We start from the raw sequence: 14,775 nt of genomic DNA, 5'->3' as shown, positions 1-14,775 counted from the left end.
TTGCTAGCCTTATCGTTTGAGGTGGCTATGAGTAAGAAATTAGAAACAGAGATTGTCGTCAATTTAGCTGGTAACCTCGCTGCTAAGGCTCGTCAATATGGCAACTCTATGAGTGATTTTGCCAAGCGCAATGAAAAAGCCATGACGCTGCTGCGCAGCACCACAGAAGCGGCTGGACGTGGCATCGATACCCTGGGAAATCGCTATGTTGGCTTGGCTGCTGGACTGGTCAGCGGCGCTACAATTCGTGGTATCGCTAATTTTGAAGCGCAAATGACTCGTATTGGGACGAATGCAAAAATTGCCGATGATGATATCGCGGCATTATCGCAATCAATTCGTAATCTTTCAGTTCAGAGTGATGTTCGACTGGATGCCTCGCAGCTGGCCACTGGTGTTGACGTACTATTAGAAAAAACTGGTGACTTTAAGTTTGTACAAGAAAACTTGGAAAACATGGGTTTTTTCATGCAAGCGTTTGGCGCTGATGCTGCTTCAACTGCGCGTTTATTTGCACAATTCAGAGCTAAAGGCGTCACTGATGCAGAAGCGGTGATGAAAAGCATTGATGACCTATATAGTCAATTTGCTGTTGGCAGTGTCAACGTAAAAGATTTGGCCTCTATTTCAGAACAGTTGTTTACTATTTATGGTGGTAAAGGCCCTGACGCTATTAGGCAAATGGGAGCCTTAGTTCAAATGTTTGCAAAAACGCGAGGTAGCGCCAGTGAGGCATTAACCTCAATTGAAGGTGTTTTTGCTGTATTCGACGATCCAGAGAAAGTTAAGTTTTTAGAGCAGCAGGGAATACAAGTGTTTAAAGCTGGTACGCAAGAATTGCGGGCTCCGGTTGAGTTGTTACTTGATATTGTAAAGGCTGCTGGTGATAGCTCATCTAAATTAAAACAGGTTTTTTCAGATCAGGTTTCAGTCCAAGGTTTAAAGTCATTATTTGGTGAAGAATATAAAAATCTTGCTAAAGAAATGACAAAGCAAACTGACGACTTTGGAGCAACTCAAGAAGCTGCTGCTAAAAATGCCGCCACCTTTAACGGTGCAATTACTTCACTTAATAACCAATTCAATAAGTTTGCAGAAAGTAGACTTGCCCAACCCATTCAAGATATTGCTGATGCCATTAATGGAGTAGACCAGAAAACGATTGATAACTGGCTCAAGTGGGGTGAAACCGCGCTATGGGTGGTTGGCGGTTTAATTGCCGCCAAGAAAGGTTTGGAAGTAGCCAGTGACCTGAAAATCTTATTTGGTGGTAGAGGCGCGGTCGGCGCGGGCGGTGGTGGCGTTGCTGATATGGGCGTGATGCCTGTGTACGTGGTCAACATGGGTCAGGGTGGCATGGGTAACGGTTTTCCTGATGTGGGTGGTGATCGTAAAACCCCAAAGGGTGGTGGGCAACCATCCAAGCTGTTCGGCTTTATGGCCAACTTGGGAACAGTAGGATACGCCGCAAATATGGTTTATCAGAATCCTGATGATTGGCTGCCTTTCGATCTTCGCCGTAAGTCGACTGTTGATCCGGCTGCCATGCATGGGCTACCCGTTGCCCCAGGGCTATTGGATGTGTTTGATGACATCAAGCGCTGGTTCTCTCCAACCGACGTTACCCGCCCAGCCGGTAACAGTGACATTGCCAGCATGGTGAATGGCATTCAGAGCCGCCTTGCGTTGGATATTGCAGTATCTGATGACCGAATAAAGGTCACAACAAAAAATGTGCCTCCCGGCATAACTGTAGATCCTGATACCGGCTTAAATTAGAAAGGAAACTTAGTTCCCTTTCTCGCACCAACAAAGGGAACTAAGTTTCCTTTGTTGGTAATTCAGTTCCTTTTCTTGCATTATGTTGTCAAATATGAATTTTTAATTAATTGTCACCGTCTTTCCCACATCGCAAAAAGAAACGCTTTTCGTAATTTAATGAACCGGAAAGCCCTGAAAATACGAGAGTTCAAGACCTTTTTTCTCTGCTCATTTTTATAGACTTTTTTGCTCAATTTCGGCGGCGCTCTACAACCGACTCATGCAGCGCCTGTGGGTCGAAACGGGCAACCAGCTTTTGGCCTACGTAGTTCATCAGCTGCTCGTTGAAATAACGGTTTTTGCGCCCTTGCAAACTGCCACCCGATTCCAGTACCAGGGTGCCGTGCTTCGATACCTGCACCGCTTCGGCCTGCAGCATCATCAGCTGCAGCTGGGCGGGGGTAGCTTTGCGAATAGCGGCGTTCTGGTAGCTGGCGTCAAAGGCTTGGTTGAACGACATAAAGCCCTTGCAGATTTCGGTGTTGCGGTTGGCCTTGGCATTGAACATTTCAACGCCCTTGGCGATGGCATTTAAGAAATCGGCGGCATCAATGGCTTTGCTGCCATAGTTGTCTGGCTTGGCCATGGGGTTGGGGCCGGTGTAAGCGCCGGCGCACAGCGGGTGCTTATCGATGTACTCTTCAAGCCCGCCCACGCCAAAGGCGCGTTCAATCGGCTTGGCCTGACCATGTCCCTTGCCGAGGATCACGCTCGACCAATGCAGCTTGATGTTCATCATGGGGATGATGCCCAGCGGGTCGTCTTCTTTTACTTTGAAGCGATAGCGGTTTGGCACCCCGCCAGTCATCCATTTGTTGGCGGCGGCGCGGGTGTTATCGATGGTGATTTCTTTCGGAATGCCGTACTTGGCACACACATCCATCAGTGACAAGCGAATGCTGTCGGTGTTTTCGCTGATATCGCAGCGCCAGCCCACAATTTTTCGGCTGTAAATGTCCTGCCAGAACCAGGTCTTGGGGCGCAGGATCTCGCCATTAAACCAACGCACAAACACGTTATGTTGAAAGCCGTCGCCGTTAATCCACTCCAGCGCATGCAGGCCTTCAACCGTGCGTTCCTGCGGTGGATACAACTGGTGCAGGGCATGCTCGCCTTCGCGCAGCATAATCCGCTGCTGCTTGGGCACTTCGTGCTCCAGTCGGCGGCTCAGGCTTTTAAGGCTCGGTATATCCCAACCGTTGTGTTTGGCGGCATCTTTCAGGCGCTCATAACAGGCCGTCATGTTGGGCTGTTCCAGCCGTAAATAATCGGCCTTGAAGAACTCCCACGCGGCTGGGGTGATAGGGGCGAATTGGTTCTTCTTCTTGGCGTCGGCTACTTCAAAATGGCGCGGCAACAAAGCCGGAGCCCAATCGGTTTCATTGATGCCTTTAACCTTGGCGCACTGGCGCCGCAGGGTGCTGACGGCAATGCCGTATTCCTCGCCCACTGACTCATAGGCATCCATCAGCGCGATGCCATTTTGGCGCAGGGCAAACACGGCTTTAACCGCCATCAGTGCCTGCTGGGCTTTGCCCTGGGCAGCATTCCCAGCTTTGTTCCAACGCGCCCACAACGCCTCAGGGCAATAGCCTTGCTGCTGTGGCTTTTGCTTTGGCAGTGCCAACACCTGTTCGCCAACCTTGATTTTGCCTTCGCGTTTGTAAAGGGCGGTTTGGGTTGCGGGTGGCAGCAGGCTGATGTGGTATTCAGTCCCTTTCGTCCCTTGTCTCTTTCTGGCTAACTCAGGCTTTGAATCAGCCAGCCGCTTTAATTGCTCCCGCACATTTCTGTCGGAGCCTGGCAATCCCACAACGCCTGCGAGTTCGCTTGCTAATAGCCACATAGTGAAACTCCTTAGCTTGCAGCTCGCAGCGAACGGTAGCGGCTTGGCCAAATGTCGGCGGGTTCCAGCCCCAATGCCTCTGCAATGATCCGTTCGCCCTTCGGCCAGGGAGAACGCAGTGCATTTGCCAGGGTGTTTTCGCCGAGTCCTGCGTCCCTTGATAACTGACGAACGGACAATCCGCGCTTCTTTAAGCCGGCAACGATGTCCGCTCGGTGCCAATCACTTCCCATTTGGTCACCTTTTTGAGAGACTGATTCGTTATTCACCTTGGTTACTCCTGTTTGTTGCGTAACTTAGTAAGCGAATAATTGATCAAACGGAATTAACGGTCAATAGCAACGGATGATTAATTTTCCATTGCGTCCGTTTGTTTGTTTTTAAAGGATGATTTAAATAATGAAAAAACCATTGAGTAACAACGACATAAAAGAAACGGATGCAGGTCGCGTCGAAACGGACGATAGATCCGTTGCCTCCACTGGGAAACGGATGCAGTGGTTCATTGCATCCGAAGTGGCTGGACATGGAAGCTTTCCAACATCCGATAGGTGGACGAGAGACCAATTAAAAGAATTGGCGGCAGGTAAGGAGCATCTGGCACGAAAGCGTAAAGGCACCAAGGCGATGGAATATCACGTCAGTTTGTTTCCTGCTGATACGCAAAGAAGCTTGCTGGGTGATGATCTGGACGCCGTTGGGGAAGCGCCAGCAGCGTATAAGGCGTTGCCATTGGTACCGGATTTCATGGATGAGTTTGCATTGATACCCGGCTATCGGATCCAGGTGTCGGCTGGGAATGGCTCGTTGAACCCCGACCAGCTGGAGCCGGTGCGGCATCTGGCGTTCAGGCGCAAATGGTTGACCTACCGTGGTTTCAACGAAAAAGACTTGGCGGTGGTCTGGGCCAAAGGCGACAGCATGGAGCCCACCATCAACAACAACGACACCCTGGTAGTGCACCTTGGCCGCAACAAACCGGCCGACGGCCACATCTATATTTTTAGGAACGGTGACGAGCTATTTGTGAAGCGGTACCAAAGCATGCTCGGTACCTGGCGCCTGATAAGCGACAATGCGTTTTACAGCCCGCTCGATATTGCCAAGCAGGATCAGCATCAGTTTGAGGTCGTCGGCCAGGTGGTACACATCGCCAAAGACATCGGCGACTGATTTAAAGGTTTAAAGAGTTTTTAAAGCGGCTTTCATTGGCTTTGCCCAGTGCTCACTTTACTAGACCAAATCAGCAACATCAGAGAGGATTGCTCATTTTAAAGAAAATTGCCAAGCGGCCAAAATGACGAAGGGGCCCGAGTTATCAAAACCTCGAAGCCCCTCGCCACACCTGACTTTCAACCGGATCCAGATCCCATTTGATCCAGCGACCTCCCGCCTGATCCCGGATCCACGTTCATTGTTCATTTAACTAGACCCTATACACACAGGCCAGCACGACCGGGGCCACCCGGGCGGCAAAATGATCCACCGCCAGAATGTGCATCGCCCAGAAGAGCGCGCCAATCAGCTGCAAACCATCGCCATACGAGATACTGAAATCATCGCCGACGCTCAAAAAATACAGTCCCACCACGGCCACGGCGCAGCCAAGCCAGGTGTTAATACCGGTACTGTGTTTCAGCGCCAGCCCCAGCACGGGCACCAGCACTATGTAGAGCCCGGTGATAAATCCGGCGTTGGCCGCAGTGGTGTGCAAAAGCCCCACCTGCTGGAACGAAGCAGCAATAAACAAAATGCCGCCACAGCCCAGGGAACCGGCAAAAGCTCTGCGTAAAAAATCTTTGTCAGACAAGCCTTTCAGACGACCCTGACGTTTCATAATCCAGATCAGTGGCAGCAAACTCAGGGCGCCAATCACAAAGCGCAGGCCGTTGAAGGCAAAAGGCTCGAGATGGTCCATCCCAAGCCGCTGCGCCACAAAACCAAAACCCCAAATGGCCGCAGCCAGCAGTAACATCAAATTGGCCACACTTCCCCCAAAATTTCAAAGCCTACAGCGAGCGGCTATTCTGCCGAGCCGGCAAGCGATTTACAACGTCATGTGCAGAATAAAAAACGGCGCCCATTTCGACCAGTCAGGCCGGGGCGCCAAAAAGGACAAGCACTAAAAGCGCCTCATCCCTGAGGCAAGGCAGACACAAAAGCGTTCAGGGCTCCCTCATGAAAGCGAGCCGAAATGAAACCTCCTTACACGAGAGTCTATTACCAGGCAGCGCGGCAACCAAAAGCGCCTGAGCGGCAGCCCGGATTACCTGGCAGCCACCAGCGCCGGCAGCGCGGCCTTTTCACCGGGCGCCCACAACCAGGCCGCGCCCCGCACGCCGGACGAGGCGCCGTGGCGGTTTTTCACCACAACCGTGGCGCACTCGCCGCCAAGCACATATTTGGGCAGCAGCGCTGGCAAACATTCGTAAATCAAATCAATGTTGGACACACCGCCACCCAGCACAATCACGTCTGGGTCGAGGATGTTAATCACGTGGGCCAGCGCCCGGGCCAAGCGGTCGATAAAGCGGCCAAATGCCGCCTCGGCCAAAGGATCGCCCTTGGTCATCAGCGCCACAATTTCAATGCCGCTCGCCGCCTCACCGCCGTGGGCTCGAAAGTCACGCACAAAACCGGTGCCGGAGACAAAGGTCTCGATACAATCGGCATTGCCGCAAAAACAGCGGGTGGAGTTGAACTCCTCCGTCGTCATCCAGGGCAAGGGATTATGGCCCCACTCACCGCCAATACCGTTGCCCCCGGCATGCACCTTATGATGAATGGCAATGCCCGCGCCGCAGCCGGTGCCGAGAATGGCGCCGAACACCACGCCCTTACCGGCGCCGCCGCCGTCCACCGCCTCTGACACCGCAAAGCAGTTGGCGTCATTGGCAATGCGCACCTCGCGGCACAGCATGGCGCCCAGATCTTTGTCCATCGGCTGGCCGTTGAGCCAGACCGCGTTGGAGTTCTTCACCCGGCCGGTTACCGACGACACCACGCCGGGGATCCCTATGCCAATGCTGGACACCCGGCCGGTCTCGCTCTCGGAGTCACGCACCAGTGATGCCACCGCCTCCAGTGTGGCGCGGTAATCTTTAGGCGTAGGCACCCGCTTTCGAAACACCTCTTCGCCACTGTCGTTTAATGTCACCAACTCAATCTTGGTGCCGCCCAAATCTATCCCACTGCGATACATACTGCTCTCCAAAGAAGGTTGGTGGTTAACGTGGCATGGCTTCAGCTTCAGCTTGAGTCTGACCACATTCAGCCAACAGGATATTCGCCGCCGACGCCGCACCGGCTTCTTCGATGGCCACATTGGCCAGGGTGAGCGCATCACCGGCGCCAAGGGTTAGCGTCATCGGGCTGAATACCCGACCAAGTTCATTTACGCCGAGGCCAAAGCAGCCAAGGGGCACCTGATAACGGCGCCATTTGGCATCGGCCACCAGGGATCCGGCAAGATTCAGGGTCTGACCACAATTCCCTTCGCATTGCATCGACAGCTCTGCCTGGGTTGGCACCGACTCCAGCGCGGCATCGAAGCCAAGCACCGCCGTTTTACGGTAAAAGCGGCGCAAGTCCATTGGAAAATCATCCCGAAAACTCAGGCTGCCAGCGGCTGCAAAGCTGAAACGGCGCGCATCTTCCTGCACCTCACGGTTGATGCTTCTGACCGACCAGGCGCCCTGCTGCCACACACCGGCGCCCACTCTGTGCATGCCGGAGTCATCGCCCACGGCCAAATGCCAGGGAGCCTTGATAGCCTTATCAAAAATAGCCAACCTCGATGGCGCAGTCTCAGCGCCGCTGGACTCATCCAGTGTGGCAAGTGTTGCATTGCTTTGATAATCAAAGCCTTGCCACAGTTCAAACAGTGACGCTTGCGGTTTATCCTCATGATGCCAGCCATCGGCATCCGGGGTTGCAGGCCAGGGGAATGGCAGTCGTCCAATAAAGTCCGCTCTGGGTTTAGCGTGCTTATCGCCAATCAGTACATCGGCAACACCTGCGCCTTCACTGCCGGGCAGCCAGGCAGCCACAAAGGCATCGGACGCATTCAGCTCGGGATTGACCCACAAAGGTCTGCCGGATAAAAACACCGACACCAGCGGTAAACCTGCGGCCCTGATCCGCTTCAGCATGGCCAGATCGCGCTTGTCACCGCGCTGATATTCAAGGTTATCCAGGTCGCCATTGCCCTCGGCATAGGGTGACTCACCAAATACGGCGAGCACCAGATCCGGAGTAAAGTCAGCAGGAATGCTGCCATCCACGCTAAGACGCGCCTCGCCGCCCCCCGCTTTCAGTGCATCGTCGATACCGGCAAAAATGCTGGTGGCACCGGGGAAATCGGCATTGGTCACTTCCGTCCCCTGCCAGGTCATGCTCCAGCCACCGGCCTGCTGGGGAATATTGTCAGCCCCCTCGCCTATCACCAGCACCCGGGCGGATGACTTTATTGGCAGCAGTGGCGCCCCTTCCACCGGATTGTTTTTCAGCAGCACCAGCGACTCGGCCACCGCCTGACGGGCAAGCGCCCTGTGCTCGGGATGTCCAATCAGGCTGGCATCACCGGCAAAGGGGCGCTTCGATGGCGACAAACCATCAAACAGCCCGGCGCGCAGCTTAACCCGAAGAATGCGTTTTACCGCATCATCGAGACGCGACGCCGGCACAGCCCCGGATTTCACATCGGCAATGGTGTTGGGATACAGCGCCTTCCAACTGTCGCCGGGCGCCATCAGAATATCGACCCCGGCGTTAATGGCGGCCGCGCAGCGCTCGTAACTGCAGCCGGGCACAAAGCCATGCCCGAGCCAGTCACCCACTACCACACCATCGAAGCCAAGCCGGTTTTTAAGCACCTCGGTAAGTAAATAGTGACTGCCGTGCAACTTTTCGCCGTTCCAGCTGTTGAACGACGCCATTACGGTTTGCACCCCTTGCGCCAGCGCGCCCACATAGCCCTGACCGTGACGGCCAGCCAGGGTGGCCTCATCCACCCGGGTGTCGCCCCGGTCATCACCATTCTCGGTGCCGCCATCGCCAATAAAGTGCTTGGCGGTGGCGAGGGTGTGAGCGCCATCGAGCCAGCTATCACCCTCGCCCTGCATCCCGGCCACAAAGGCGCGGGCGTAGCGCTCAATCAGCTGTGGATCGCGGGCGTAGCCTTCGTAACTGCGGCCCCATCGCAGGTTATCAACCAGAGCGACCGTGGGTGCAAACACCCAGTCGATGCCGGTGGCACGCACTTCCCTGGCGGTGGTCGCCGCGATCGCTTTAATCAGCCCCGGATTTTGGGTTGCACCCAAACCAATATTGTGGGGAAACAGGGTCGCGCCAAACACGTTGCCGTGGCCATGCACCGCGTCTGTGCCCCAAAAGGGCGGAATGGCAGCGCCATCGAGACTTGCATCCATCGCCGCTTCGTACATAGCATCGGCAAGGGTCACCCAATCCGATGCCCGGGCCTGACTGTTATTACCGGGAAAGGAGCCGCCGCCATTCAAAAAGGAGCCGAATCCCACCCGGCGCATATCTTCTACGCTGAAGTCACGGATTTCCGGCTGGATGATTTGCGCGACTTTTTGCTCAAGGCTCATCTGCGCCAGCAGCGTACCCACTCTGGCTTCCAGCGCCGCATCCACAGGTACGCGGTACACTCCTTGTGGCCAAAGGTCGAGGCTGGTTTTGCTATGCAGCGATTCAGTGCCGGTGGCAACTGTACTTGTTGCGCTTATTGCCGTTGTCGAGGCTGCAGCGACTGTGAGTCCAAGCACACTGCCAATCACGGCTGCCGTTCGGGAAAGCCTGAGTCTCATGCTTGCTCCCCCGTCGGCGTTGAACCCTTAAGGCCATAAAACAGGATATAGGCATAGCACAGCACCGGCAGCAGGAAAGACACCGACAGCCCCGCCGCATCGGCAATCAGCCCTTGCGCCAGTGGCACTATGGCGCCGCCGACGATGGCCAGACACAGGATACCGCTGCCCTGAGCCGTTGCCGGGCCAAGGTTTTTCAGCGCCAGACTGAAAATAGTCGGGAACATAATGGAGTTAAACAGCCCCACCGCCAGAATCGCCCACATGGCCACGGCGCCTTCACTCATCACGGCGACCACCACCAGCAGCGCGGCCATAAAGGCATTGAATCCCAGCACTTTACCCGCTGGCACCTTTTGCATTACCGCCGCGCCGATAAAGCGGCCTACCATGGCGCCGCCCCAGTAAAAGGCAATGTAGTGCGCCGCCTGTGCTTCTTCCATCGCCGCCACATGGGGCTGACCGAGGAAGTTCACCAGCAGACTGCCAATGGCCACTTCGCCGCCCACGTAGACAAAAATCCCGATGGCGCCCAGCAGCAGATGACGATGGCTTAACGCCGAGACCGGTTTTGTTGCGTCACCCTCCAGGGTTTCATCCTCCTGGCCCTGAATATGGGGCAGCTTCAGCAGTGCAAACACCAGCGCCAGTACCACCAGCATGCCGCACAGCAGCAGATATGGCAGCTTGACCGCTTCGGCTTCTGCCTGAGCGGAGGCGCCTGCGGCTACCGACAAAATCAGCACTGAGCCAAAGGCGGGTGCGATAGTGGTGCCAAGCGAGTTAAAGGCCTGGGTCAGGGTTAAGCGGCTTGATGCGGTTCCCACCGGCCCAAGGGCGGTGACATAGGGGTTTGCCGCCACCTGCAGCACGGTAATGCCGCTGGCAAGCACAAACAGCGCCCCCAGAAACACGCCATAGGTGGCCGACACCGCCGCCGGGTAGAAAAGACCGCAGCCAAGGGCGGCGGTCAGCAGCCCCACAACAATGCCTTTTTGGTAACCCACCCGCTTGACCAGCGCCCCGGCAGGCACCGACACCAAAAAGTAGGCGCCAAAGAAGCAAAACTGGATAAGCATCGCCTGGGCGTAATTTAAGTTAAATACCGCCTTTAAATGCGGAATAAGAATGTCGTTCAGGCAGGTAATAAAGCCCCACATAAAGAACAGTGTGGTAAGCGAGGCCAGCGCGAAACGGAAGTTACCCGCTCCATCGCTGACCTGGGTAGCTGCAACGCTTGGACTGGGTGCAGTTGCCATCTTCTCTCCCCTTAAAATTCTTGCGTTTGGCAGTGCTGACCGCATTGGTGATTGACCTTTGACAGTTCTGCCACTAGATTAATGTAAGCGCTTTCATTTTTAACACTGCGTTAACCCTTGTCAACCTATTTTGCCCACGGAATGATGAGCGCCATGGGCATAAATACAGGCAATAGCGCCGGGGCTGGGGTCGGTTTCAGGAACAGGATAACAATGACACAAATACTGCCTTTCACCCTGCCGGGTGATTCCGCCATGATGCAGCAAGACTTTTTATTTGGGGTGGCTACCGCGTCTTTCCAGATTGAGGGCGATATTCGCCATCGGCTGCCTTGCATTTGGGATACCTTTTGCGCCACCCCCGGCAAGATTGCCGATGGCTCCGATGGCAAGGTAGCCTGCGATCACGTAAACCGCTGGCGGGAAGATGTGGGGCTGATTGACTCACTCGGTGTGGATGCCTATCGATTGTCCATCTCCTGGGGGCGGGTGCTGCACAAAGACGGCAGCGTCAACCGTGAAGGCATGGATTTTTACAAAGCCCTGCTCGATGAGCTTACCCTTCGCAATATCAAGGTGTTTGTAACCCTGTATCACTGGGACTTGCCGCAGCATCTTGAAGATAAAGGCGGCTGGCTGAACCGTGACACCGCCCTCGCCTTTGCCCAGTACACCCGTGCGGTGGTGCAGGCTCTGGGAGAGCGGGTTTACGCCTACTCGACCCTGAATGAGCCTTTTTGCAGCGCCTTTCTGGGTTACGAGGCGGGCGTGCATGCCCCCGGCCAACAAAGCCGCAAAGCGGGCCGGGCCGCGGCGCACCATCTGCTGCTGGCCCACGGTCTGGCCATGGCCGAAATCCGCCGCTTTGCCCCCCACGCCAAAGCGGGCATAGTGCTGAACTTCAGTCCCGCCTATGCCTTTGGCGACAACGAAGCTGACCGGAAGGCGGCCCGTCTTGCCCATGAATATCACAATCTGTGGTATCTGATGCCGCTGATGGAAGGTCGCTATCCTGACATCATTGATGCACTCGAACCCGAGAAAAAGCCGCCGGTGCTGCCCGGAGACATGGACATCATTCAAACCGCCATGGACTACCTTGGCATTAACTACTATACCCGCAACGTCTATCAGGCAGGCGGCGATCTGGGTTTTGAAGATGTGCGGGTATGCAATGTGCCCCGCACCGCCATGGACTGGGAAATTTGCCCAGGCGCCTTTACCGACTTGCTGAAAGATCTGTCGCGCTCGTTCAAACTGCCCCCCATTTACATCACCGAAAATGGCGCCGCCGAAGACGATGTGCCGCTTAACGGCGAAGTACACGACCCGATGCGGCTCGATTATTTGCAATCACACCTGTTGGCCGTGCACAGGGCAATAGAAGATGGGGTTGATGTAAAAGGCTATTTTGCCTGGAGTTTGATGGATAACTTCGAGTGGGCAGAAGGCTACCGCAAACGATTCGGCCTGGTGTATGTGGATTACGACACCCAGGAGCGCACCCTCAAATCCAGCGCCAAAGCCTATCAGGGAATGCTTGCACACAGGCGCGCGCTGAGCCAAAAATAATAAAGGAGGTCGCCATGTTGAGCGTCAGAGAAAAAATTGCCTACGGGCTTGGCGATACTGCCAGCAACATAGTGTTCCAAACCGTCATGCTGTTTCTGACGTTTTTCTATACCGACATCTTTGGGATCTCCGCCGCCTTTGTCGGCACCATGTTTTTGGCGGTGCGCATTATGGATGCGGTGACCGACCCGCTGATGGGCTACCTTGCCGATCGCACCAACAGCCGTTGGGGTCGCTACCGCCCCTACCTGCTGTGGTTTGCCTTTCCCTTTGGTGCCATCAGTGTGCTGGCGTTTACCACCCCGGATTTGACCGAAAGCGGCAAGGAAATCTACGCACTCATCACCTATGCCCTGCTGATGCTGGCGTATACCGCCATCAATATCCCTTATTGTGCGCTCGGCGCCGCGCTGACCACCAATCCGGCCGAGCGGGTTTCAGTACAGTCGTATCGTTTTGTGTTTGCCATGCTTGGCGGTCTGATGGTGAGCGCGCTCACCTTGCCTTTGGTGGATTTTTTCGGTCAGGGCGATAAAGCCAAGGGCTATCAGCTCACCATTCTTGCCATGAGTATCTTAGGCACAGTAATGTTTTTACTGTGTTTTATTGGCACCAAAGAGCGGGATTTCAGCACCGATGACAGCAGCGGCAATATCAAGGCAGCAGTCAAGGCGCTGTGGGCAAACGATCAATGGCGGGTGCTGTCGGCGGCGGCCATCTTTTTGCTGACCGGGCTTGTGCTTAAATCCACCCTCGCCATCTATTACGTCAAGTACGTGCTTGGCCGTGAGGACATGATAAGCCTGTTCGTCACCAGCGGCGTGATAGGCAATATTTTTGGGGTTGGGCTTGCCAAGAAACTGGCCGACAAAGTCTGTAAGGTGAAGGCCTATATCCGCCTGCAACTGATAGCGGCCGCGCTGTGCCTGCTGGCCTGGTTTGTGCCCGGCGAGCAATATCTGCTGGCACTTGTGCTCTATATCGCCTGGAACTTCACCATCAACATGGGCACCCCGCTGCTGTGGGCCAAGATGGCGGATACTGTGGATTACGGCCAGTACAAAACCGGCGTGCGCACCACGGGCCTGGTGTACTCGTCGGTGATTTTCTTTATCAAGCTTGGCCTTGCCATTGGCGGCGCCCTCGCCGGTTGGCTGCTGGCCGCCTACGGCTATCAGGCCGATGCCAGTCAGAGTCAGCAAACCCTTGATGGCATGGTGCTGTGTTTTACCCTGTATCCGGCGCTCGCTTCAATCGCGGTTGCCTTTGTCATGCGACACTATACACTGGACAGTCAACGCGTTGCGCAAATCAGTGTGGCGCTGGAACAAAAGCATTCAGGCACATAGCAGTTCAAGGAAAGCCAGCTCTTATGGCCACAATTTATGACGTTTCCTTCCTGGCAGGCGTGTCGCTGGCGACCGTCTCCCGGGTAGTCAACAACACCGGCAAAGTCAGCGAAAAGACCCGCCAAAAAGTCCACGATGCCATGGCGCAGCTGGACTACCGCCCCAACACCATCGCCCAGTCTCTGGCATCCAATCGCTCCAACAGCGTTGGGGTGTTGGTGTCCCAGCTCGATGGTCCGTTTTACGGCCCCATGATGCGGGAAGTGGAGTCGGCGCTGCGCGCGGCCAATAAGCACGTGATCATTGCCGCCGGCCACAGCGACGCCGCCCAGGAAAAAGAGGCGGTGGAGTTTCTGCTCTCCCGTGGCTGTGATGCCCTGATTGTGGATGCCGAAATCCTCTCCAATGAATATTTGCAGGAGCTGTGCAGCGGCAAAACCCCGGTGGTGCTGATTAACCGTCATGTGGACGGCATTGAAGAGCGCTGTGTCCATCTGAACAACCTGCAGGGAGGCTTGCTGGCCAGCCGTCACGTGCTCGCCCACGGCCACAGCCGCATTGCTTACATTTCCGGACCGCTGTTTAAACTCGATGCCAGAGAGCGCCTCGAAGGCCATAAACAAGCGCTGGCAGAAAAGGGGCTTGAGTTCGATGACGCCCTGTTCTTCGAAGGGGATTTCCGTGAAGAAGGCGGCTTTGAAGGTATGGCGGCGCTGCTCGAGCGCGGCGTCCCCTTCAGCGCCGTGGTCTGTGCCAACGATCAGATGGCCTCCGGTGCCATCGCGCTGTGCCTCGAGCGAGGCCTGCGGGTGCCTGAGGATATCTCCTTTGTTGGCTTCGATAACATACCCTTCCCCCGCTATATCTCGCCCAAGCTCACCACTGTATGTAACCCCATCCAGGACATGGGCCGCATGGCCGCCAATTGGGTATTAAAAGAGGTGTACGATAACCGCGAGGTCAGCTTTCACCATCGCTTTGAACCCGAGCTGGTTGTGCGTGAATCGGTGCAGCCCCCGAGCGCCAATTAGACAACGAATGAAAGCGCTTTCAATTTTTCAGGCGAGCCAAGGTGCTCGCCTGATGTATTAAAAAAA

General features: G+C 55.2%; 10 protein-coding genes and 1 pseudogene. 5 read left to right on the top strand and 6 right to left on the bottom strand.

What is annotated here, in order from left to right:
* Nucleotides 1-27 precede the first annotated feature (27 nt).
* Nucleotides 28-1,779 (top strand): phage tail tape measure protein, encoded by a 1,752-nt coding sequence (locus tag STH12_RS04875; protein ID WP_126166513.1) that lies wholly within the window; start codon nt 28-30, stop codon nt 1,777-1,779.
* A gap of 232 nt (nt 1,780-2,011) precedes the next feature.
* Here the strand turns inward: STH12_RS04875 and STH12_RS04870 are convergent, their stop codons facing one another.
* Both STH12_RS04870 and STH12_RS04865 read right to left on the bottom strand, forming a co-directional pair.
* Nucleotides 2,012-3,667 carry a transposase domain-containing protein gene (locus tag STH12_RS04870; RefSeq protein ID WP_218567774.1) on the bottom strand — a complete coding sequence of 552 codons (1,656 nt, stop codon included), beginning with the start codon at nt 3,665-3,667 and terminating at the stop codon, nt 2,012-2,014.
* Nucleotides 3,668-3,678: 11 nt separating this feature from the next.
* Nucleotides 3,679-3,936 (bottom strand): helix-turn-helix domain-containing protein, encoded by a 258-nt coding sequence (locus STH12_RS04865; protein WP_218567773.1) that lies wholly within the window; start codon nt 3,934-3,936, stop codon nt 3,679-3,681.
* Between the two features lie 130 nt (nt 3,937-4,066).
* On the opposite strand from STH12_RS04865, the gene STH12_RS21540 reads away from it, so the two are divergent.
* Nucleotides 4,067-4,840 carry a S24 family peptidase gene (locus STH12_RS21540; protein WP_237158753.1) on the top strand — a complete coding sequence of 258 codons (774 nt, stop codon included), beginning with the start codon at nt 4,067-4,069 and terminating at the stop codon, nt 4,838-4,840.
* A 271-nt stretch (nt 4,841-5,111) separates the two neighbouring features.
* Here the strand turns inward: STH12_RS21540 and STH12_RS04855 are convergent.
* The 4 genes and pseudogenes from STH12_RS04855 to STH12_RS04840 form a co-directional block, all read right to left on the bottom strand.
* Nucleotides 5,112-5,642 (bottom strand): annotated as a pseudogene (locus STH12_RS04855) (DMT family transporter); the annotation flags it as partial.
* 291 nt (nt 5,643-5,933) lie between these two features.
* Complete coding sequence (mak, locus tag STH12_RS04850; protein ID WP_126166512.1) at nt 5,934-6,869, bottom strand: fructokinase; 936 nt, start codon at nt 6,867-6,869, stop codon at nt 5,934-5,936.
* Between the two features lie 25 nt (nt 6,870-6,894).
* Nucleotides 6,895-9,498 carry a glycoside hydrolase family 3 protein gene (locus STH12_RS04845; RefSeq protein WP_126166511.1) on the bottom strand — a complete coding sequence of 868 codons (2,604 nt, stop codon included), beginning with the start codon at nt 9,496-9,498 and terminating at the stop codon, nt 6,895-6,897.
* Nucleotides 9,495-10,757, bottom strand: a complete 1,263-nt coding sequence (locus STH12_RS04840) for a sugar MFS transporter (protein WP_126166510.1) — start codon at nt 10,755-10,757, stop codon at nt 9,495-9,497. Before STH12_RS04840 ends, STH12_RS04845 begins: the two co-directional genes overlap by 4 nt.
* A 213-nt stretch (nt 10,758-10,970) precedes the next feature.
* Between STH12_RS04840 and STH12_RS04835 the strand changes: the two genes are divergently transcribed.
* The 3 genes from STH12_RS04835 to STH12_RS04825 are packed head-to-tail and all read left to right on the top strand — an operon-like array spanning nt 10,971 to nt 14,709.
* A complete protein-coding gene (locus STH12_RS04835; RefSeq protein ID WP_126166509.1) occupies nt 10,971-12,329 on the top strand; it encodes a GH1 family beta-glucosidase in 1,359 nt (452 codons plus the stop codon).
* A 14-nt stretch (nt 12,330-12,343) separates the two neighbouring features.
* Entirely contained in the window at nt 12,344-13,678 is a 1,335-nt protein-coding gene (locus tag STH12_RS04830; protein WP_126166508.1) for a glycoside-pentoside-hexuronide (GPH):cation symporter, read from the top strand.
* Nucleotides 13,679-13,701: 23 nt separating this feature from the next.
* On the top strand, nt 13,702-14,709 hold the full coding sequence (locus tag STH12_RS04825) for a LacI family DNA-binding transcriptional regulator (RefSeq protein ID WP_126166507.1): 1,008 nt from the start codon (nt 13,702-13,704) through the stop codon (nt 14,707-14,709).
* The last annotated feature ends 66 nt before the right edge of the window (nt 14,710-14,775 follow it).

Origin of the sequence: Shewanella khirikhana, assembly GCF_003957745.1 — a bacterium.
In the GTDB taxonomy this organism is placed as follows: domain Bacteria; phylum Pseudomonadota; class Gammaproteobacteria; order Enterobacterales; family Shewanellaceae; genus Shewanella; species Shewanella khirikhana.
Note: the sequence above shows the minus strand (reverse complement) of the source record. Positions and strands in the feature narration are given on the sequence as shown.

Coding starts and splice junctions, on each gene's coding strand:
- mak (WP_126166512.1), bottom strand. CDS start 6,869: ATGTATCGCAGTGGGATAGATTTGGGCGGCACCAAGATTGAGTTGGTG.
- STH12_RS04845 (WP_126166511.1), bottom strand. CDS start 9,498: ATGAGACTCAGGCTTTCCCGAACGGCAGCCGTGATTGGCAGTGTGCTT.
- STH12_RS04835 (WP_126166509.1), top strand. CDS start 10,971: ATGACACAAATACTGCCTTTCACCCTGCCGGGTGATTCCGCCATGATG.
- STH12_RS04870 (WP_218567774.1), bottom strand. CDS start 3,667: ATGTGGCTATTAGCAAGCGAACTCGCAGGCGTTGTGGGATTGCCAGGC.
- STH12_RS04825 (WP_126166507.1), top strand. CDS start 13,702: ATGGCCACAATTTATGACGTTTCCTTCCTGGCAGGCGTGTCGCTGGCG.
- STH12_RS04830 (WP_126166508.1), top strand. CDS start 12,344: ATGTTGAGCGTCAGAGAAAAAATTGCCTACGGGCTTGGCGATACTGCC.
- STH12_RS04875 (WP_126166513.1), top strand. CDS start 28: ATGAGTAAGAAATTAGAAACAGAGATTGTCGTCAATTTAGCTGGTAAC.
- STH12_RS21540 (WP_237158753.1), top strand. CDS start 4,067: ATGAAAAAACCATTGAGTAACAACGACATAAAAGAAACGGATGCAGGT.
- STH12_RS04840 (WP_126166510.1), bottom strand. CDS start 10,757: ATGGCAACTGCACCCAGTCCAAGCGTTGCAGCTACCCAGGTCAGCGAT.